Raw genomic sequence first — 20,255 nt, forward strand, 5'->3', positions numbered from 1 at the left:
GCTGGCGGTGCCAGCTCGACGACGACATCTCGTGCAGCGGCAACAGCTCGACCGTCATCGCGTTCGAGACAAGGACTTTGACCCGGCCCAGCGCCCTGGTGGCAGTCGCGGCGATCTTCCATGCCCGGGGGTCGGCGACGTCACAGCGAATCCCGATGGCGGTGGTGCCGTCCCGGCACAGCTCGCGGGCCACTACATCGACCTCCGGGGCGATATCCAACAGGGCCACCGCGAACCCGTCCGCGTGCAGGCGCCGAGCGGTCGCCGCCCCGATCCCGCCCGCCGCGCCCGTGATCACGGCCACCGGACGGCTCGCCGCCTCTGCGGTGGTCATTGCGATCCCCCACATGCATCGAGGTGGACACCGACATCGACGCGAAGGTTCATGGTCTCCCCCGGTGCGAGTGTGTATGACGGAGAGAGCACTTCGCATTCCACGATCCGGTCAGGCGGGTCAAGGCCGCCGAGTTCCGCCAACGGCACCGGTTGCCGGCATTCCATCCACACCTCGGCGCGTGACCCTCCGTCGGGGTACGCGGCGGTGTCGTCCACCGCGAATTCCCATGTGACGGTGTAGCCGTCCCGCTGGTAACCCAAGCGACCCGCTGCGTACGGGAAGCCGAGTTTGCCCACGACGTCCTGCGGGCCGACCGTCACCGTATCCGGGCCGGTCCGTTCCCACCTGGGGGCAGCCGTCCCGATCACCAACTCGACGGGTTCGGTGAACCGTTCGCCGACAGCGACTTCCACGGCTCCTCCGCCGGGTAATTGCGTCACGTTCCACAGCGCCCAGGTGACGTCGCGGTCGGTGACGTTCGACGCCGACAGCAGCAGGTGAAACCCCTGCTCGCCGGCGACGGCAAACGTACGGCGCAGTTGCAGGCCGGTGCGGGGGTCAGGTTCGCTGGTGAGGACGAGTTCCACCGCGCCAGGCGTCTGGTGGACCTCGGCCGCATACGGGCCCGAATCGAGGACCGGATCGGGCGGTCCGGCCCACTCCTGCGGCGACGACCATCCCTGCGGCGCAGGCCAGGTTTTGTCACCACCGTAATTGCGCCAGTCCGCGAGGGTTCCACTGACCGGTTCCGGATGGTGGCCGGCCACCGGCTGCAAATCAACGGTGAGCAAAGCGGGGTTACGCCACAATAATTCGTGCCCGTACACGCTCAAGCTGAGCAACCTGCCACCGAGGGCGGGCACAACACCCAAGGTGAGGGCGTCCGCGCTGATCCAGTGCACATCGTGATGGCCGTGAGTCACCCAGGTACGCAGGGCGGCACCGCTCATGCTGCGGCCTCGTCGGGTACCAGGCACACCTTGCCCCTGCTGGTACCCGCGGCGAGTTCGTAGGCCTCTGCTGCTCGCGAGAGCGGAAAGACATCGCTGACAGCCGATTCCGGCCGCATACCCCAACGCACCAGATTCGTCGCCAGCTCGCTCATCGCGGTCAGCGACGTGACCCACGAGGTGTGGATGGTCAACTGCTTGTGCAACAACGTATCCGATACCTCGGTGTGCAGATCGCCGCCCTCCCCCACCAAGGAGATGTTCCCCCATTCCGCTGCACCCTCAAGTGCCAGCGAACGGCCCGGCAGACTGCCGGAACAGTCGATGGTGACACCGGCGCCGACCCCGCCGGTGAGCTCGCGCACCGCATCCACCGCCGCGGGGCCTGCCGGGATCGTCGCATCGAAGACCCCAAGAGTTTCGGCCCAATCACGCCGAGCAGCGGCGGGTTCGACGCCGATGATCTTGCCGGCACCCATGCCGCGGCCGATCATTCCCGCGGCAAGGCCGACGGGGCCCAGTCCGACCACCAGCAGGTCGTGGTCACCGCTGAGCCGAGCCCGCCGCAGACCCTCATAGGCGGTGCCGAATCCACATGCGATCAGCGCACCATCGATGAAAGACAACGCATCGGGTAGCGGGATACAGGTGCGTTCCTCGGCCAGAAGATACGGCGCGTGACCGCCGTTGCGCTGCCAGCCATAGGCCGCGCGACCGCCGGTACAGCTGATGTAGTACCCGCGCCTGCAGTTGCCGCACAGTCCGCAGCCGACGATGTGATACAGCAAGACGCGGTCACCGACCGTGAACCGCGACACGCCATCCCCGGCCGCGACGATCGTGCCTGCCGGTTCGTGACCGGCCACCACACCCTGATAGGCGGGTCCGTCGACTCCTCGGTATCCCTTGTAACCACGGTAGATGTACCCGATGTCGCTGCCACAGATACCCGATGCCCCCATCTGGAGCAGCACCTGGCCAGGTCCCGGCGACGGCACATCGTACTGCCGGAGCACGGCGCTGGAGTCACCGGGCAGGTAGGCACCCCGCATCGTCTCAGGTATCACCGCGACGGCATTCATGTGGAATCCTTTCCGCACCTTGATGTTCAGCGAGTCCGCCGGTGGTCATGTGGCGCGATTGGCATTCTGACGGCGACTGATCAGCACATTCACCAGTACCGCGCCGACGATGATGACACCGCGCACCACCTCCTGAAGAAACGAGTCGATGCCCAGCAGGACCAGCCCGTTGGCGATCACGGTGATGAACACGACGCCCAGCAGGGTACCGAGCATGCTGCCCCGGCCACCGGCGAGCAGCGTGCCGCCGATGACGACCGCGGCGATCACATCGAATTCGAGGCCGCCCGCCGCGCCGCCATTGCCCGAACCCAGTCGCGCCGCGACGAGCACTCCGGTGACCGCCGAGAGCAGGCCGGTCGTCGCGAACAGCAGCACCCGCGTGCGCTTGAGGTTGATCCCGGCCAGCATCGCTGCGGCGGCGTTGCCGCCGATGGCGTACACGGAACGACCGTATGCGGTGAACTTGGCGACGTAGGCGAATACGCCGAACAGCACGAGCATGATGACCGCCGAGGTCGGGACCCCGAGCACATCTCCGCCAAGCACGTCCATGAGACCGCTGCTCGGGAGAACCACGGGCAGCGCGTCGGTCATGTACAGCGCCAGGCCGCCGAGGATGCTCCACAGACCGAGGGTGGTGATGAACGACGGGACGTTGAACTGGGCACGCAGATAGCCGGCCAGCGCTCCCCACAGCGTTCCGAGGACAAGGGTCATCACTATCGCGCCCACCATGCCAAGGCCCCATTCGGCGCTGCCCTTGGCCACCAGGACCGAGGAGAACGCCACAGCCGGGCCGATGCTGATGTCGATATCCCCGGCCACGATGACCAGGGTGACGCCCCAGGCGGCGATGCCGATGGTGGCCGCATCCCGGAGGATGCCCAATTGGTTACCGGCCGTGAGGAAGCCGGCCGCCGACGCGGTCAGGGCCACGTACAGCACGACGATCGCGACCAGGAGCCCGATCTCGTTGAGGCGGTAGGACCGCGGGCTGGTGGCCGGCGGCGCACCGTCCGGGCGGGGACCGGCCTGCAATGCGCTCACGATTGGTCTCCTCGGATTTCAGGCCGCCATCGCGGCGGACAGGATGGCGTCGACGGTGACGTCGGCGCCGGTGAATTCGGCGGTCACGGTGCCGGCTCGCAGCGTTATGACGCGATCGCACACCAGCGGAAGCTCTTCGAGCTCCCCCGAGACGAAGACGACCGCTTTGCCCGCGTCGGCGAGCGCGCGCACCAGGTCGTAGATCCCGTTCTTGGCGGCGACGTCCACACCTCGCGTCGGCTCATCGAGCAGCAGGACCGACACATCGGCGTGTAACCAACGGCCGATCACGGCTTTCTGCTGGTTACCGCCGGACAGGTTGACGATTGCGGTTGACGGCGCGGCGGTCTCGATGCCGAGCCGGTCGATGAGTGCTTGCCCGGCGGACCGAACCCGGCTCGCGGAGATCCGAGCACCGTCGCGCACCCGCGAATAATCGGAGAGCACCATGTTCTCGTCGACGCCCAGCAGCGGCACGATCGCCTCACGCTTGCGGTCCTCCGGTGTCAGCCCTACGCCGTGGCGTTTCATCACCGCGGGTGCGCCCGGGGGCATCCGTCGACCGTCGAGGGTCACCTCACCGTCCTCGACGGCATCGAATCCGGCGATGGCGCGCAGCACTTCGCTTCGTCCCGATCCCATCAAGCCGGCGATGCCCAGGATCTCGCCCGGGTAGAGGTCGAACGACACATCCGCGACCTTGGGTGGTACGGCGAGCTTCCGCACCGACAGCATCGGGGGCCGAGTCCGGTCGATGTCACGCAGCGGGGGCCGTTGCCGGGCTTGGTAATCCGGGCCGACCATGAGGGCCACCATCGACTCGGTACTCGTCGAATCGACGTCGACAGTGTCGATGACCCGCCCGTCACGCAGGATCGTGGCGCGGGCGGCGATCCGGCGGATCTCGTCGAGACGGTGGCTCACATAGATCACGGCGACGCCGCTTTCGGCGATCCGGGAGACCGCATCGAGGACGATCGTGACCTCTGCCGCGGCCAACGCACTTGTCGGTTCGTCGAGGATCAGCACCCGCGGGTCGCGGCGCACCGCCCGGCAGATCTCGACGAGCTGCTGGGCGGCCAGCGACAACGATCCGACGACGGCGTCCGGTTCGATGGCCAGGCCGAGGCGGTCGGTCACGGTGACCGCTTCACGGCGCATGGCGGCGTAGTCGATCTTGGCGCCCTTGCGCGGCCAGGCGCCGACGAAAAGATTCTCTGCGACGGTCATATCCGGCACCAGGCTGAGTTCCTGGTGCACCGTCTGCACCCCCAATTCGACTGCGCGGCGCACCCCGCCGTCACCCAGCGGCCGGCCGTCGACTTCAACCACACCTGCGTCGGCCTGTTCGGCACCGGACAGGATCCGGATCAGCGTGGACTTGCCCGCACCGTTGCGGCCGAGCAGGGCGCGGACTTCACCGGCGGAAACCTCCAGGCCGGCATCGACCAGTGCGGCGACGCCGACGTAGCTCTTGGAGACTCCGTCGACACGCAGCAGAGGTGCCGCTGCCGGGGAGCGGGTGGCTGACATCAGGGCCTTTCCATCATTAGAATTGAACATCGTTGCGCCCGAAGGATTTCAGTGGCTCAGGGAATTCCGTCGGCATGCTGCTGCAACCACCGGGTGGCGTCCGCGGGACTTCGGTAGGCATCCACGGGCGCGTCGACGATGAGTTGTTCGGGGTGGTGTCCGTCGAGGATCTGCAGCGCCGACTCGGCGGCCATGGTGCCCACCGTGATGCCGGAGATATCGGCTATGCTCTTGAGGATCGAGTGGCTCTGCAGCATCTCGGCGATCTGCGTGGACATGTCGCCGCCGAAGACGACCACGCGGCCCACGAGCCCGCGGGCCTCGACGGCCCGCACGGCACCCACCGTCATCGACCCGGCCTCGCCGTAGAAAGCATCGAGATCCGGGTGCGCGGTGATGATGCGCTCGGCCGCCTGGACGGCCTCGTCGACGAGCAGACCCTGCTGGTTCGCGACGATCTGTGCACCGGGTACGACGGCACGCAACCCCTCCTCGAACCCCGTGCGACGCTGGATGCACACCTCGAACTGCTCGCAGTTGATCACTGCGACCTTCGGCGTCACGACACCCTTCCCGCGGAAGAAGTTGCCCATCTGTTGGCCGCCGATCCGGCCGAACTCCCTGGGTGAACCCAGAATCCAGGAATCGACATACTTCTCGGCGTCCGCATCGTTGAGACACGTGTTGTAGCAGACCACCGGGATTCCACTGTCGTGGGCAAGCCGGACCGCCGGGACCGACGCTTCGGCCGAGGTGGGCGACAGGATCAGCGCGTTCACCCGCACCGAGCTGACGGTGTCGATGAAGGCGCTCTCCTGCGACGGGTCCGATTGCGCGTTGGTTTCGATCAACTGCGGTGCGTCGCCGGTCCGGTCGAAGGCGCGCTGCACCCCGAGCTTGACGCCGGCGTAGAAGCCTTCGGCGTTGAGGTACACCACCGCGATTCGCCCGTTCTCGCCGATTCGGGAGCATCCGGCCAGGGCCAGGATTGCGACCATCACCGCCGCCGTGCACCGGACCGTGCGCTCAACCACCGCTCCCGGCCGGCGCAGTGATTCTCCGATGAACACGAGTCGAACGTTAGCGCGCGTTTGTGCACTGGAGCATAGTCATAGCTATGAGCAATATGGACGAATCGATGGCGACCTGGATTGCCGATGGATTCGCCGGCCAGCGCATGCTCTGCGTTCCTCGGCCCGTGGTCGATGACGCGTTGCGAGTACCGATCACCCGGCGGCTCCTGGTGACCGACGCCGGATTCTTCCCTCGCGCGACCCGGCACGGGCGGTCCCGGCCCCATGGCGCGAGCGAGCACGTGGTCATGGTCTGCACCGCGGGCGCAGGTTGGTGCCGTACGGACCAGGGTCGGTTCGATGTTGCCGCAGGTGATGTGGTGGTGCTACCCAAAGCGCGCTCACACACCTACGGCGCTGCGGACTCGGATCCGTGGACACTGTGGTGGCTGCACGTCGACGGCCATGACAGCGACGAACTCGTCGCGGTGGCCGGATCCTCGGCGGTGGGTCCGGTGGTCCATGTCGCCGATCCGGCGCCGATCGCCAGCCTGATCTCCCGAGCCATCGACATGCTGGCCGACGGCAGCACATCGGCAAGCCTGGTCGGTGCCTCCGGAGCCGCATGGCACGCGCTCACGGTGATCGCCACGACCGGCCGGCGACGCTCGACAAGCGAGACCGATCCCATGGATCAAGTGCTCGAACACCTGCGGCTGACCAGCCCCCGCCGCACCGATGTCGCCTCGCTCGCGGCGATGGTCGGGTTGAGCACATCACATCTCAACGCGGTGTTTCGGCAGCGGACCGGAGTGGGCCCGCTGGAGTTCCAGCTCCAGCTCAGGATGTCGCGGGCCCGCGAACTCCTCGACACCACGACTTCGACCGTGGCCGCAGTGGCCCGCCACACCGGGTATTCCGATCCGCTGTACTTCTCGCGTCAGTTCACCAAGGTGCACGGTCAGTCCCCGACCACTTACCGTCAACGCCACCAGAACTGATTCCAGGCGGCCGACCCGCCGAGCAGACGCAAACCTGCCTAATTTCCAGTGAAATTGGGCAGGTTTACGTCTGCTCGCGCGGGAAAGTCGCGGGAGAAAATCAGTCCGGCGGCGGGAAGTTTCCGTTCGCGGTCAGCACCGAGCTGCCCGCGAGCATGACCGCCATCGCCACGAAGACCGTGCTGACACCGGCCGAACCCGCGATGCCGCCGACGATCGCCGGGATGACCACCTGTCCGAGCCGGTTACCGCTGAGCCGAACCCCCACCGCGGTCCCTCGCATATCGGTCGGCGCGGTTTCGGCGATCCAGATCAGGCTGAGCGGCTGGCCCAGGCCGAGGCCGAAACCGGCGATCACCATGAGGGCGAAGACGGCGGGCAGGGAATGCAGCAGCGGGATCGGCGCGATGGCCAGCGCCGGGACGGCCGTGCTCAGAACCAGCAGCCGGCCGCGGCCGAAGACCCGGGTCAGCGGCAACATGAACAGTCTCGACACGATCGAGGCTCCGGCGCGGGCGGACAGCAGCAGGCCGACGGTGGCGGCCGACAACCCGTTCGCCTGACCGTAGGCGGGCAGATACGCCACGAGAAGGTCGGTCGAGGTGAGGACGGCGACGCTGGCCAGCATCGCGTGCGGGGCATTGGGCTGGGTGAGCACCCGCCCGATGCCGTGCAGCAGGGATCCCGATGCGGGGGCACCGCGCGCCGCGTCGTGACCCGGGTCCGCACCGCGGCGCCGGTCACCGACCACCAGCGCGCACCCGGCGAGCGCGGTGACCCCGGCGGCCAGGAAGACACTGCTGCCGGCCAACGCCACCGCGGGCGGAAGGGCGCCGCCGCCGATATGGGCGTGCTGGCCGAGGAAACCGGCCGCGGCCGGCCCGACGAACTGGCCGAGTGACACCACGACGGTGAACGCGCCGAAGCGGCTGTCACGCTGCCGCGCACCGGAGTTGGCGATGAAGGCCTGCATACCGAGGGTGGTCAGCACATGCCCGAGTCCGAGCACCGATTGCGTCACCACCAACGCCCAGACCGCATCGACCAGGACAAGGGCGAAGGCGACCGCACCCACCAGGACGAGGCCTGCCACGATAAACGGCATTTCGCCTCTGCGATCGATCAGCCTGCCGACCGGAATCGCGACGACCAGTGACAGGATCGCGAAACCCGCTGCGATGAACCCGAGTTGGACCGCATCGGCGCCGAGGTCGAGCGCGCGGTAGGACACCGTCGGACGTACCGCACTCACGCTCAGCTGCACCAGGAACAACACGCCGAGCGCGCGCAGATACCGCGACAAGGACGGTGACCTCACCCGACAACCGGCGTCAGCCGGTACGGCTCGCGCTCGGGTCGCGCAACTGTTGGAGGATGTGCGCGGCACTGTTGTCGAGATGCTCCCCCATCCGCCGCGCGGCCAGATCCGGATCGTGATCGGCAATCGCGGCCAGCAGCGCAAGGTGCTCCTGATGGGCCTGCTCCATCCGATTCTCCGCCGCCCCCGAGCGGAAGCGGACCAACCGAAGCTGGGTGTGCACCGACAGGCCGTGCTCGCTCAGTCGCAGGTTGTCGGCGACCTGGTAGATGCAGAGGTGGAAATCCGAGGGCCACTCGAGCGTCTGCGTGCCGTGCGTGCGCAACGCGGTGGTCAGGCCCTCGAGGTTTTCCCGCAGCAGGGCGACCTGTTCGGTGCCGGCCCGCTCGGCCGCCAGCCGGACCGCGAGCACATCGAGCGCGCCCCGGATCTCGAGGAGCTCGCGGACCTCGCGTTGGGTGAAGTCGGCGACCGACACTCCGCGCCCGCTGACGATCTTGACCAGGCCCTCGTTGGCCAGCACTCGCAGCGCCTCCCGCAGTGGGCTGCGGCTGATCCCGAGCGAGGCCGACAGCTCGACCTCGCCCAGCCGCTGACCAGGCGCGTATTCGCCGCCCAGGATGCGGGACCGGATGATGTCGGCCGCCTGCACGGAGTACGGGACCGTTTGCTGGATCCGGTCAGTCACGGGCGCTCGCATATCGCCGTTCGAGCTCGAAGTAGTACGGCAAGCCCAGGATCTCGCTGCGTTCCTCGAGACTGATCATCCTTGAAGGGTAGAACTCCGTCACTTCGCCGTCACGCAGAAGCGCCGCCAGCATTTCCTGCATCGCCTTGATGGCGGTCTTCTGCAGCGAACCGGAGAAGCTGATGAAACTGAACCCGAGCTTGGCCAGGTCGCCGACGCTGACCAGCGGGGTCTTGCCGCCCTCCACGAGATTGACCATGAGCGGCACCCCGAGCGGACCCAACTCGGCACCGACGAACTCGAGTTCCTCATAGGTGTGCGGGGCCTCCACGAAGACCATGTCCACCCCGGCCTCGGCATATCGGCGACCGCGCCGCACGGCCTCCTCGATCCCGTCGGTAGCACGGGCGTCGGTGCGGGCGATCAGCACCAGATCGGGATCGGTGCGGGCGTCCACCGCGGCGCGAACCTTCTGCACCATCTCCTCGGCCGGGATGATCTGTTTACCCGCGAAGTGGCCGCAGCGTTTGGGCGACACCTGGTCCTCGATGAAAAGTCCTGCGACACCGCTGTTCTCGAATTCGACGATGGTGCGGCCGACGTTGAGCGGATTGCCGTATCCGGTATCGCAGTCGCCGATGACGGGGATATCGACGGCGCCGGCGATGTTGCGAGTCTGCGTCAGCACCTCCGACATCGTCAGCAATCCGACATCGGGGGCCCCGAGCACGCTGGCCGACACGCCTGCGCCGGTCACGATCGCCGCGTCGAAGCCGCCCTGCTGCACCAGCCGGGCGGTCAACCCGTCGTACACCCCCGGCGCGATCACGGGTCGGTCGGCCCGCAGCATTTCCCGCAGTTGACGGCGCTTCTCATGGGGGTGGTTCATGTTCTCGCTTCCTTAGTTTGTTGCTGCGGTAGCACCAGATCGCCGTGTAGGCGTAGGTAGTTCGCGAGGCCTCCCGCGTCGAGCAGGGCGCGCATGACATCGGGCAGTGGCCTGGCGCGCCGGTGCAACCCGCGCCGCGGGACCGAGATATGTCCGCTCCCCAGGTCGATCTCGACGATGTCGTCCCGGTCGATGCCTGCGGTGTCGCACTCCAGCACCGGCAGCCCGACGTTGATGGCGTTGCGAAAGAAGATGCGGCCGAATGACGGTGCGATGACCGCCGATATCCCGACGGCGAGCAGCACCCGTGGCGCCGTCTCGCGCGAGGAACCGCAGCCGAAGTTCGCCCCGGCCACCACCACGTCGCCGGGGCGCACCCGGTCGGCGAACCCGAGGTCGATGTCCTCGAAGGTGTGCCGCGCCATCTCCGCCACATCCAGCGACGCCGCCTTGTGCTGGGCGGCGATGATGTAGTCGGTGTTGATATCGCTGCCGAAACATTGGGCATGACCCCGGATCACGACGCCACTCCGATCTCCGATGGAGTGGGTGACAGGTAGGGGCGAGGGTCGGCGATGGCGCCCTCGATCGCCGAGGCCATCACGGTGGCCGGCGACGCCAGGAAGATGTCGGCGGTGCGGTTTCCGGTGCGCCCGACGAAGTTTCGCGGCGCGCTGGTGATCATGGTGGTGCCGTCACCGGGTATGCCGAAGCCCGAGGCCCCGGTGCATCCGCTGCAGCCCGACGTGCCGATGACGGCACCGGCCTCGACGAGCCGGGCGATCAGACCTTCCTGCAGGGCCTGCAGGTAGGCCCGCCGGGATGCCGGCGCCACGAAAAGGCGCACCCCATGCGCGATCCGGCGGTCGCCGAGTACCTCGACAGCCGCCCGAAGGTCATCCAGTTGACCGTTGGTGCTGGTGCCGATCGTCGCATGCTGGATCGGCCGGCCGGCCAGCTCGGTGACCGGCCGCACGTTGTCCGGGTTGGGCGGCGCGGCGACCAGCGGCTCCAGCGCGGCCGCGTCGATGGTGTGGGTGTCCAGGAATTCGGCGTCGGAGTCGGATTCGGTGACCGGGTAGTCGTCGACACCCACCGCTGCCAGATGGCGGCGAAGGGTCGCGTCGGCGGGCATGATCGCGAACTTCGCGCCCAACTCGACACCCATGTTGGTGATGGTCATCCGGGCGTGCACGCCGAGGGATTCGATGGCGGGACCGACGAATTCGAGTGCACGGTAGGCTGCGCCGTCGGCGCGCAGCCGACGCAGCAGCTCCAGCACGAGGTCCTTGGCGAACACCCCCCGCGCCAGGCCGCCGTCGCAGACGATCCGGATCGTCTCGGGCACCTTGAACCAGAGCTTGCCGAGCATCATCGCGGTGGCCAGGTCGGTGGACCCGACACCGGTGGCCAGCAGGTTGAAGGCGCCCGCGGTGCAGGTGTGCGAGTCGGAGCCGACGATCACCCGACCCGGCACCGCATGCCCGCTCTCCGGCAACACCTGGTGGGATATGCCGCGGCCGATCTCGTAGAGAGTGACGCCCTGATCGGCGGCGAACGCGCGCATCTGTTGATGCATGGCGGCCACGGCGGGGGTGTGCACCTGCGGCGCGTGATCGAGGAACATGACCACCCGCGACGCGTCGAACACCCGGTCCCCGCCGAGGTCGGCGAAAGTCTCCAGCGGCTGCGGCCGGTTGCCGTCATGGGAGAACACGAAGTCGACGGGGCTGATCACGATGTCGCCGGCCCGGACCGAATGCCCAGTGTGGGCACCGAAGATCTTCTCGGTGATGGTCTCCCCCATCCGCGCCTCCCAGTCCGTTGAATTCTGTCGACAGCATACAGTACTGTGCATACAGAGTGGCTCGGGTCACAGGGTCTCCCCATCGAGACCGGGCCCACAGGCACACGGAAGGCGAGGAACTGGGTGAAGGACAATCCGACGACGGGCGATTCCCAAGCCGATTCGAAAGCCGACTCGAAGGCCGATCCCGCCCGCGACTCCACGGTGCGGCACCCGACCGGGGAACTCGCCGCCTGGGTCGCCGGCCTCACCGTCACCGCGGTGCCCGACGACGTCTACGCCCACACCGCCCGCCTGATCCTCGACGGGCTCGGCGCGGGACTGTTCGGATCGACCACCCCGTGGGGCCGCGTCGTCGGCGATCTGGTGACCGAACAGGGCGGTGTCGCCGAGGCCGCCGTGTGGGGAACCGGGGTGCGGGTTCCCGCGACCCAGGCTCCGCTGGCGAACGGGATGTTCATGCACAGCTTCGAATTCGACGATCTGCATGCCGCCGCGGTGATCCACGGAGCGGCTCAGGTGGTACCCGCCGCGCTGGCGGTGGCCGGGCTGCGGGCGGCCCGACACGACGGCGCCGAGGCTGATATTCCGACCGCCGAGGAAGTGGCACTGGCGTGCGTGGCGGGGTTCGAAGTCGGCGCCCGGATCGGATTGGCCACCGGGCGGGCCCAGTTGGGCCGCGGCTTTCACCCCAGCCCCAACACCGGATTGTTCGGTGCCGCAGCGACGGCCGCTCGGCTGCTCAGGCTCGGCGAGGACCGCATCGGGCACGCATTCGGCATCGCGGCGTCCTCCGGCGGCTTCCTGATGGCGGCGCAGTACGGCGCCATGGTCAAACGCATGCACCCGGGCCGGTCGGCCCAGGCGGGCGTCCTCGCGGCACTGCTCGCCGCGCGCGACTTCACCGGCATCGACGAGGTGATCGAACAGCCCTACGGCGGGTTCGCCCATGCCTACGCCGGTATCGGCGCCGAGGATCTCGCCCCGATCACCGAAGGTCTGGGCACCCGCTTCGAGACGCTGCGGTATTCGGTGAAGGCCTATCCCTGCTGCGGGTCCAACCACACCTCGGTGGACGCGCTGCGGGCCATCCTCGACCGGGCGCCCGACCTCAAACCCGATGACATCGCCGCGATCCGGGTCGCCGCCTCGACCCTCACGGTCCACCATGTGGGCTGGCCGTACACACCGGACAGCGTGACGTCGGCGCAGATGAATCTCGGCTACACGCTGGCGGTGCTCGCCGTGGACCGGGAACTGTTCGTCGACCAGTTCGCCGCGGACCGCATCGACGACCCGCGCGTGGTCGACCTGGCCGCGCGGGTGAGCGTGGAACCCGACCCCGACATCGATCGCGAGGGCATCGACGGTCGGCACCACGTGCGCCTGACCGTGACCACCCGCGACGGGCACGTGCACACCGAGGAGGTTCGGCACGCCCGCGGAAGCTCCCATCACCCACTGCCCGCGGAGTCCGTGGCCGACAAGTACCGCCAGCTCGCGGCCGCAGTCCTCGACCCGCAGCAGATCGCCGACCTGGAGCGCTCGGTTCTCGCGCTCGGCGACCCACGAGCCACGTCGGCACCCGTGGCCCGAATCCTCGAACTCGTCTCGGCCCCTCACAGTGGAGCGTCACGCCAATCTCCCAGCAGCCAAAGAACGACGGAAGGAAACGCATGAAGTCATCGACGACCCGGGGTCGACGCCGATCCCCGGCGAGGATGCTCGGGACCGCCGTCGCGATCGCCGCTGCCCTCACCGTCACTGCCTGCCACCTCGACTCCAGAAACGCCGAGGACGGGGGTGGCTTTCCGAGCCGCCCGCTGACCATCATCGCCGCCGGCGACCCCGGTGGCGGGCTGGATCAAGCCGCACGCCAACTGGAAGCGGCGATGAAGGACGCGGGCGTCGACCAGCGCATGACGATCGAGAACAACAGCGGCGGAGGGGGAAACCCGGCCCGCGCCGAGGTGCTGAGCCGACCCAACGACGGCACCTCGGTGGTCGCCGAGTCCAATCGGGTTTTCCTCAACCCGATTCTCGGCACCACGGATATGGCGGCGAACAAGTTCACCGCGCTCGCCCAGCTGACCAACGACTACCTGGTCTGGGCCGTGCGCGCCGACTCACCGTTCACCTCCGCCAAAGAGGTGCTCGACAAGATCGTCGCGGACCCGGCATCAGTGAGCTTCGGCGTCGGCACGGTCCCGTCCGATGATCAGATCAACATCCTCAAGGCGGCCAAGGCGTCCGGTGTCCGCGACCTGACGAAGCTGAACATCGTGTCGTTCCAATCCGGTGGCGATCTGAACACCGAGTTGCTCGGTAAGCACGTCGAGGTGGTCTCGACCGGGCTGTCCGAGGCCGCGGCGCTCGCCGAGGCGGGCAAGATCCGGCTGCTGTCCACCTCGGCCCCCACCGGACAATCCGGTGCGGCCGAAGGGGTGCCGACGTGGCGAGACCTCGGGTTCGATTTCACGGTCGACCACTGGCGCGGCATCTTCGGCCCGGCGAACATGCCCGACGAGGCCGTGACGTGGTGGGAGGAGACCATCAAGAAGGCGACCGAGACCGACGAGTGGCGCGAGCAGATGGAAAACGCCCACCTCACCAGCGATTACCTGCCCAGCGATGAGTTCACCAAGCGGGTGGACCAGCAGGCCGGCGAGTATCGCACGCTGCTCACGGAGGTGGGCCTTGCTTCTTGATCAGCGCGCCGACGAAGCCGCCGAGGCCGCGATGACCGAGCGCCGGCACGCCCGCGCCGACCTGATCCTCAGCGCGGTGCTGTGCCTGCTCGCCGTGGTCTACGCGGTCGAGGCGTTCGGCCTGCCCCAGACCTCACCGAACCAGGCCGACATCGGGCCACGGGCCTACCCCCTGCTGATCCTGGCGCTGCTGATCCTCGCGACCGTGGTGCTCGCGGCGAAGGCGTTGTGGCGCATCGTCATCGGTTCGCGACCGGCCACCACGGTGACCGCCACCGACCGCCGCGGCACGCTCAACCAGCTCATCGGTCTCGGGCTGAACGTGGTGGTCACCGTGGTCTATCTGGAACTGCTGATCCCGCTCGGGTTCATCCTCGCCACCGCCATTTTCGTCGCGGTAGAGGTGGCGATGATCGGCGGATGGCACCGATACGGGGGCCGGCGCGCGCTGATCCCGATCGCCTTCGGCTGCCTGTACGGGATCGTCATCTATGTGCTGTTCGCCGACCTGCTCGGGGTCCTGCTGCCGCGGGGGATCTTCTCGCTGTGATGCCGACGCGACGTCAACTCACCCCGCCGAGCCCAGGAGCACCGCGATGAACGCGCTCGATCAGTTGTTCAGCGGTTTCGCCGATTTCGCCTCAAGTCCGCAGTTGATCCTGCTGGCCGCGGCCGGGGTCCTGCTCGGCACCGTGGTCGGTCTGCTGCCCGGTATCGGTCCGTCGACGGCGATCGCGCTGCTGCTGCCGGTCGCCATGATTTTGGAGCCCGCCACCGCGCTCATCCTCATGATCGCGCTCTACATCGGGTCCGAGTTCGGCGGCCGGATCACCGCGATCCTGCTCAACATGCCTGGCGACGCCGGGGCGCTGATGACGACCATGGACGGCTATCCGCTGGCCCGTGCGGGCAAAGCCGGCACCGCCCTGACCATATCGGCGATCTCGTCGTTCGTCGGCTCGATCATCTCCGTGATCGGCCTGGTCTTCCTGGCGGGCCCGCTTTCCGAGTTCGGACTGGCATTCGGCCCCAGCGCGTACTTCGCCGTGGTGGTCATGGCCCTGATCCTGAGCAGCACCCTGGTCGGCGAGTCGTTCCTGCGTGGCGGGATCGCCATCCTGCTGGGTCTGCTGATCGCCACCATGGGCACCGACACCCAGGCGGGCGTACCCCGATTCACCTTCGGAATCTCCGAATTGCTCAACGGCATCGATCCGATCATCCCGATCGTCGGACTGTTCGGCCTTGGCGAAATCTATTGGAATCTCACCCATTCCAAATCCGGTGGCGATGAACTGGTGACGGTGAACGGCGGGCTGCGACCGCGGTGGAAGGAGGTCTGGGCACTACGTTGGGCGACGCTTCGAGGATCGCTGATCGGATTCGTCGCAGGCGTGCTGCCGGGTTCGGGCACCACGATGGCATCCTTCTTCTCCTATTCCTTGGAGAAGAAGGTGTCGAAGCACCCGGAGAAGTTCGGCACCGGGGTGATGGAGGGTGTCGCGTCGCCCGAAGCCGCGAACAACTCCGCTATCGGTGGCGCTCTGGTGCCGATGTTCACGCTCGGTATTCCAGGATCGGGTACCACGGCGGTCCTGCTGGCCTACCTCACCATGTACGGACTCGACCCCGGCCCCAGCTTCTTCAGTGAGCACGGCGACATCGCCTGGGTCGTGATCGCTTCCATGTTCGTCAGCTCGATCCTCGCGCTCGTCGTCAACGTCCCGTTGATCCCGGCGTTCGCGAAGATTCTCGACATCCCCAAGCAGCTGTTGTTCCCGGCCATCATGGTGCTGGCGTTGATATCGGGGTTCGCACTCAACAATTCGGTGTTCGACGCGCTGTTGACGCTCGTCTTCGGCGTGGTCGGCTATCTGATGCGTGCCGCCCGACTGTCGCCGGCGCTGCTGGTGATCGGACTGGTGCTGGGCATCATGCTCGAACGCAGCTTCCGGCAGGCGTATCTGCTCGACCACGGCAGCGTGTTCGACATGCTCGCAAAGCCGCTGACCCTCACCTTCCTGGGTATCGCGGTCCTGGCCATCCTGGGTGACCTGATCCGCGGCAGGCTGAGCCGGAGAAAGGCCTCGGCTCCCGCCGACCAGACGTAAAACTGCCCTGTTTTCAGTGAAATTGGGCAGGTTTGTGTCTGCTCGCGGGGGAAGGTGGCTCGCGGTCGGCCAGGAGGCCCTCCTGCACGAGGGTCGCGGCGACGGTTCCGTCGGCGCGGATCAGGCTCGAGGTGATGACGCCGCGGCCGCGCGCGGCGGCCGGAGATCTGCACTCCAGCAGGTTCCACTCACCGGCGCGCACCTGACGGTGAAACCAGATCGACGAGTCGGTGGTGCCGCTGCGGTGGCTGCGCGAACGCATGCTGTGCCCATGCACCGCGAGGGCCGGATCGATCCCGTACAGGTCGGTCACATACACCGCGATCAGCGTGTGCAGCGACGGATCCTCGGGCAGCGAAGCGGTGACCCGCCACCAGAACCGCCGGACGAACTCGTCACCCGACCCGTCGTCGGCGATGCGGATGTCGAGTTCGTCGAGCGGTACCGCCGGGGCCGGACCGGGCGGGCCGGTGCGTGGCAACGACTCCGGGTCCTGCGGCAGGGTGCGCACACCGTGTTCCGGTCCGGCGAGGGCGGTCGCGAACGACACCGCCGCCGTCGTCAGCATCCGGCCGTTCTCATCCCCCTCGACCCGCCGGGCCGACGCGGTGCGCCCGTCGTAGACCCGGTGCACGCGGTAGGCGACCGACTCCCCCGCATCACCGCCGCGCAGGAACTGCAGGTGCATGTTGGTCGGTGACCGGTCGGCGCCGACGGTGCGCCAGGCCGCGGCCAGGCTCTGCGCGGCCAGCAGGCCGCCGAAGGCCCGCTTGCCTTCCGGTCCGCCCGCCGGCCCGGCCCAGACGTCGCCCCCGGTGTCCGGCTGCAGCTCCAGCAGCCGCGCCAGCCGGCTCACGGCCGGTCGGAACCGGTTGCGACGGTGCCCGACTGGGTCAGTCCGGCGATCTCGTCGGCGCCGAGCCCGAGATGCTCGGCCAGCACCGCCGCGGTGTCGTCGCCAAGCGCGGGCGCCGCGGCGGCGGGCGGGTACGCACCGCCGATCGACATCGGAAGACCGGGGGCCAGATACGGCCCGATCCGCGGCTGGTCCAGCCGGGTGAACAGCGGGTTGTCGGTGACCCGGGCATCGGTGGCGACCTCGGCGAAGCTGCGGTAGCGCTCCCACAGCACCGAGGTTCCCGACAGTGCGGCGGCGACCTCCTCGGCGGTGTGCTCGCTGAACCACAGGGTGAACAGACCGGTCAGCGCGTCGCGGTGGGTGTAGCGCTGCCCCTCATCGGTGAAATCGGCTCCGAGCGCCTCGGCAAGGGCGGCAACGGCTTTGGTGGTTCCGGTGACCTCGGTGAGATCGCGGAAATGCCTGCCGGTGAGCGCGACGAGCATGAAACCGACGCCGTCGGCGCTGGTGAAATTCTGCCCGTAGGTGCCGTAGAGGGTGTTGCCCAGCCGTTCCCGCGACGTCCCGTTCACCATCACCTCGGTGAGGAACCCGAGGTTGCCCGCGGTCGCGAGTGCGACATTCTCCAGCGGGATGCTGATCTGCGCGCCCGCACCGGTGGCGTCGCGATGCCGCAGAGCGGCGCTCACCGCCAACGCCACGTAAAGCCCGCAGCTGACATCCCAGGCCGGCAGCACATGGTTGACCGGGGTCGACAGTTGGGGCGGTCCGGTGACCAGGGGGAAGCCGAGGCCGGCGTTGACCGTGTAGTCCACCCCGGTGCCGCCGTCGGCACGCCCGGACACCTCGACGTGGATCAGATCCGGCCGCAGCGCCGTCAACGTCTCATAGGAATGCCATTGCCGTCCCGCCACATTCGTGATCAGCACCCCGGCTTCGCCGATCAGGCGGGAAACCAGACGCTGACCTTCCGGTGACCGCATATCGGCGGCCAGCGACCGTTTGCCCTTGTTCAGCCCGGCCCAGTAGATGCTCTCACCGTCGTCGGTGACCGGCCAGCGGCGGTAATCGGCCGCGCCACCGATCGGGTCGATCCGGACCACCTCGGCGCCCAGCTGGGCCAGCGTCATTCCGGCCAGCGGCACCGCGACGAAACTGGAGATCTCGATGATCCGCACCCCGGCCAGGGGACGGGTGGGGTCCGATGCGGGATGCGACATCCGGTCACGCTATCAAGACCCGGTTCGGATCCAACCCTTCCGCACCCCGCCGGCCTACCTGAAGCTCAGGGGTGCACCGGTTGTGCTCGACCGGGTGCGGGCAGTCCGAATGACTGCATCGGACAGGCCGGGCATCGCTGTTCATCACAGTAGCGACAGATGGTCAGGGCGGAGATGGCATCGTCGGGCAGGGCGGACAGCACGGTCGTCATAACCCGCTCGAATGTCTTGAGGTCCTGTGGATCAATCAGTTTCACAATCTCCAGCAGCGCGTTCTGCCGCCTTTCGAGCACCGCCGCACGCTCGGCCGCACCCTTGGACGTGAGGGTCAATGTCACCTGTCGGCGGTCGCCTGCCGCGGGTGTGCGCTCGACGAGTCCGGCGGCCTCGAGGCGGTCGACGATGCGCACCGCCCCCGGTTGGGACCGGGCCAGCACTTTGCCGACCTGACCCATGGTCATGCCGGGTGCATGACCGATGGCCACGAGTGCCGCGACCCTCTCACCGCCGAGGTCGGTTCCGTCGAACACCGCGCGCTGCAACCGGTCGACGACAGACAGCGACAGTGCGCCAACAAGATTCGCCGACCGATCAATTGAACTGATCATGTGTTCATCTCTGCTCGCTTGGGGTAACGTCTAACAATGTATGCGGCATGCATGCAAAAAGCCAGGAGGTCATCCATGTACGACATGAAGAATCTGCGCCGTCTGAAGAAGCTGGACCAGCATGCGCCCGACGCCATGAAGGCGTTCTGGGCATTCGACAAGCAGGCGTTCGCGGCCGGGGCGCTCTCCGAACGCGACAAGCAACTGATCGCGGTGGGCGTCGCGCTGACCACCCAGTGCCCGTACTGCCTTGAGCTGCACGTCGATGCCGCACGCAAGGCCGGTGCAGACGATTCCCAGCTGTCCGAGGTCGCGGTTGTGGCGGCCGCGATGCGTGCGGGTGCCGCCGTCACCCACGCCTCGCACCTCTTCACCGACTGAGGCGGCTCATCGAGAGGCCGGCGGCGCTATATCCGGCCCGCGAGTTTCACCGCCGCCGCCTCGATGGTCTCCTCGGACAGCAGCACCTGCAGCGCCGCGTCGCCGAGCGGGATGAAGCTGTCGGCACTGGCCACCCGGTCCACCCGACCGGCATACCCGTGCGACAGCAGCTCGGCCAGCACTCCCTCGCCGACCCCGCCGGTCTGGCGGGTCTCGTCGACGATGAGCACCCGTCCGGTGGCTCCGGCCTCGCGCAGCATGTCCCCGACCGGCAGTGGGGCCAGCCAGCGCAGGTCGACCACCCGGGCGGCGATACCGCGCTGCTGCAGGCGCCGGGCCACCCGCAGGCTCATCCACAGCCCGTTGCCGAACGTGAGGATGGTCAGGTCGGCGCCGTCCCCGTAGGTGCGGGCCGCACCGATCCGAACCGGCTGCGCCGGGTAGGACGCCAGCCACTGGCCGTCACCGTCGGAGTACAGGTCCTTGGTGTGGTACAGCGCGATCGGTTCGAGGTAGACACACACCGCCCCAGCGGTTTTGGCGGCCGCCGCGCAGGTGTGCAGCATGGCCGCGGCATCATCGGGGCGGGCCGGTGATGCGATCACCACACCGGGGATGTCGCGGATCGCCGCGATCGAGTCGTCGTTGTGGAAATGCCCGCCGAAGCCCTTCTGGTCGGTCAGGTCGGTGTGCTCGGCGC

21 protein-coding genes are annotated in these 20,255 nt (G+C 67.9%); 6 read left to right on the forward strand and 15 right to left on the reverse strand.

All coding sequences use genetic code 11. The features are described 5' to 3' along the window. From ACWDTP_RS27755 to ACWDTP_RS27780, 6 genes are all read right to left on the reverse strand, one after another. On the reverse strand, positions 1 to 334 hold a 334-nt coding region (locus ACWDTP_RS27755), incomplete at its 3' end, for an SDR family NAD(P)-dependent oxidoreductase (protein ID WP_450025801.1). Next, positions 331 to 1,287 (reverse strand): DUF4380 domain-containing protein, encoded by a 957-nt coding sequence (locus ACWDTP_RS27760; RefSeq protein WP_450025803.1) that lies wholly within the window; start codon positions 1,285 to 1,287, stop codon positions 331 to 333. The genes ACWDTP_RS27760 and ACWDTP_RS27755, both read right to left, overlap by 4 nt. Beyond that, complete coding sequence (locus tag ACWDTP_RS27765) at positions 1,284 to 2,369, reverse strand: zinc-dependent alcohol dehydrogenase family protein (protein WP_450025805.1); 1,086 nt, start codon at positions 2,367 to 2,369, stop codon at positions 1,284 to 1,286. The genes ACWDTP_RS27760 and ACWDTP_RS27765 overlap by 4 nt, the downstream gene beginning before the upstream one ends. 45 nt (positions 2,370 to 2,414) lie before the next feature. Further along, a complete protein-coding gene (locus ACWDTP_RS27770) occupies positions 2,415 to 3,419 on the reverse strand; it encodes an ABC transporter permease (RefSeq protein WP_450025807.1) in 1,005 nt (334 codons plus the stop codon). A gap of 18 nt (positions 3,420 to 3,437) precedes the next feature. Then, positions 3,438 to 4,952, reverse strand: coding sequence for a sugar ABC transporter ATP-binding protein (locus ACWDTP_RS27775; RefSeq protein WP_450025809.1), 1,515 nt, complete (start codon positions 4,950 to 4,952; stop codon positions 3,438 to 3,440). Between the two features lie 56 nt (positions 4,953 to 5,008). Further along, positions 5,009 to 6,022, reverse strand: a complete 1,014-nt coding sequence (locus tag ACWDTP_RS27780) for a substrate-binding domain-containing protein (protein WP_450025811.1) — start codon at positions 6,020 to 6,022, stop codon at positions 5,009 to 5,011. 47 nt (positions 6,023 to 6,069) lie between these two features. Between ACWDTP_RS27780 and ACWDTP_RS27785 the strand changes: the two genes are divergently transcribed. Beyond that, complete coding sequence (locus tag ACWDTP_RS27785; RefSeq protein WP_450025813.1) at positions 6,070 to 6,966, forward strand: helix-turn-helix domain-containing protein; 897 nt, start codon at positions 6,070 to 6,072, stop codon at positions 6,964 to 6,966. Between the two features lie 100 nt (positions 6,967 to 7,066). Here ACWDTP_RS27785 and ACWDTP_RS27790 read toward each other — a convergent pair whose 3' ends face one another. From ACWDTP_RS27790 to ACWDTP_RS27810, 5 genes are read right to left on the reverse strand one after another with little or no spacing between them, the layout of a single operon-like run. Continuing rightward, positions 7,067 to 8,284 carry an MFS transporter gene (locus tag ACWDTP_RS27790; RefSeq protein ID WP_450025815.1) on the reverse strand — a complete coding sequence of 406 codons (1,218 nt, stop codon included), beginning with the start codon at positions 8,282 to 8,284 and terminating at the stop codon, positions 7,067 to 7,069. Positions 8,285 to 8,297: 13 nt separating this feature from the next. Beyond that, the gene (locus ACWDTP_RS27795; protein WP_450025817.1) at positions 8,298 to 8,972 is read right to left on the reverse strand and encodes a GntR family transcriptional regulator; all 675 of its coding nucleotides are present in this window, start codon (positions 8,970 to 8,972) and stop codon (positions 8,298 to 8,300) included. After that, positions 8,965 to 9,861 carry an isocitrate lyase/PEP mutase family protein gene (locus tag ACWDTP_RS27800; RefSeq protein WP_450025819.1) on the reverse strand — a complete coding sequence of 299 codons (897 nt, stop codon included), beginning with the start codon at positions 9,859 to 9,861 and terminating at the stop codon, positions 8,965 to 8,967. Before ACWDTP_RS27800 ends, ACWDTP_RS27795 begins: the two co-directional genes overlap by 8 nt. Continuing rightward, a complete protein-coding gene (locus tag ACWDTP_RS27805; RefSeq protein WP_450025821.1) occupies positions 9,858 to 10,382 on the reverse strand; it encodes a LeuD/DmdB family oxidoreductase small subunit in 525 nt (174 codons plus the stop codon). The genes ACWDTP_RS27800 and ACWDTP_RS27805 overlap by 4 nt, the downstream gene beginning before the upstream one ends. After that, positions 10,379 to 11,668, reverse strand: coding sequence for a 3-isopropylmalate dehydratase large subunit (locus ACWDTP_RS27810; protein ID WP_450025823.1), 1,290 nt, complete (start codon positions 11,666 to 11,668; stop codon positions 10,379 to 10,381). The genes ACWDTP_RS27805 and ACWDTP_RS27810 overlap by 4 nt, the downstream gene beginning before the upstream one ends. Before the next feature lie 123 nt (positions 11,669 to 11,791). On the opposite strand from ACWDTP_RS27810, the gene ACWDTP_RS27815 reads away from it, so the two are divergent. The 4 genes from ACWDTP_RS27815 to ACWDTP_RS27830 are packed head-to-tail and all read left to right on the forward strand — an operon-like array spanning position 11,792 to position 16,487. Then, entirely contained in the window at positions 11,792 to 13,348 is a 1,557-nt protein-coding gene (locus tag ACWDTP_RS27815; protein ID WP_450025825.1) for an MmgE/PrpD family protein, read from the forward strand. Beyond that, entirely contained in the window at positions 13,345 to 14,376 is a 1,032-nt protein-coding gene (locus ACWDTP_RS27820) for a tripartite tricarboxylate transporter substrate binding protein (RefSeq protein WP_450025827.1), read from the forward strand. Before ACWDTP_RS27815 ends, ACWDTP_RS27820 begins: the two co-directional genes overlap by 4 nt. After that, positions 14,366 to 14,926 carry a tripartite tricarboxylate transporter TctB family protein gene (locus tag ACWDTP_RS27825; protein WP_450025829.1) on the forward strand — a complete coding sequence of 187 codons (561 nt, stop codon included), beginning with the start codon at positions 14,366 to 14,368 and terminating at the stop codon, positions 14,924 to 14,926. Before ACWDTP_RS27820 ends, ACWDTP_RS27825 begins: the two co-directional genes overlap by 11 nt. Before the next feature lie 46 nt (positions 14,927 to 14,972). Further along, on the forward strand, positions 14,973 to 16,487 hold the full coding sequence (locus ACWDTP_RS27830) for a tripartite tricarboxylate transporter permease (protein ID WP_450025831.1): 1,515 nt from the start codon (positions 14,973 to 14,975) through the stop codon (positions 16,485 to 16,487). 13 nt (positions 16,488 to 16,500) lie between these two features. Here the strand turns inward: ACWDTP_RS27830 and ACWDTP_RS27835 are convergent, their stop codons facing one another. From ACWDTP_RS27835 to ACWDTP_RS27845, 3 genes are all read right to left on the reverse strand, one after another. After that, on the reverse strand, positions 16,501 to 17,343 hold the full coding sequence (locus ACWDTP_RS27835) for an acyl-CoA thioesterase (protein ID WP_450025833.1): 843 nt from the start codon (positions 17,341 to 17,343) through the stop codon (positions 16,501 to 16,503). Further along, a complete protein-coding gene (locus ACWDTP_RS27840; RefSeq protein WP_450025835.1) occupies positions 17,340 to 18,566 on the reverse strand; it encodes a CoA transferase in 1,227 nt (408 codons plus the stop codon). Before ACWDTP_RS27840 ends, ACWDTP_RS27835 begins: the two co-directional genes overlap by 4 nt. 65 nt (positions 18,567 to 18,631) lie before the next feature. After that, positions 18,632 to 19,174: a MarR family winged helix-turn-helix transcriptional regulator gene (locus ACWDTP_RS27845; protein ID WP_450025837.1), complete on the reverse strand. Its 543-nt coding sequence runs from the start codon at positions 19,172 to 19,174 to the stop codon at positions 18,632 to 18,634. 75 nt (positions 19,175 to 19,249) lie between these two features. On the opposite strand from ACWDTP_RS27845, the gene ACWDTP_RS27850 reads away from it, so the two are divergent. Next, positions 19,250 to 19,555 carry a carboxymuconolactone decarboxylase family protein gene (locus ACWDTP_RS27850; protein WP_450025839.1) on the forward strand — a complete coding sequence of 102 codons (306 nt, stop codon included), beginning with the start codon at positions 19,250 to 19,252 and terminating at the stop codon, positions 19,553 to 19,555. 26 nt (positions 19,556 to 19,581) lie between these two features. On the opposite strand, the gene ACWDTP_RS27855 is transcribed toward ACWDTP_RS27850, so the two are convergent. Beyond that, the coding region (locus tag ACWDTP_RS27855) for a transketolase C-terminal domain-containing protein (protein WP_450025841.1) at positions 19,582 to 20,255 on the reverse strand (674 nt) is incomplete at its 5' end.

The sequence above is a fragment of the Mycobacterium sp. NPDC003449 genome, assembly GCF_053588415.1.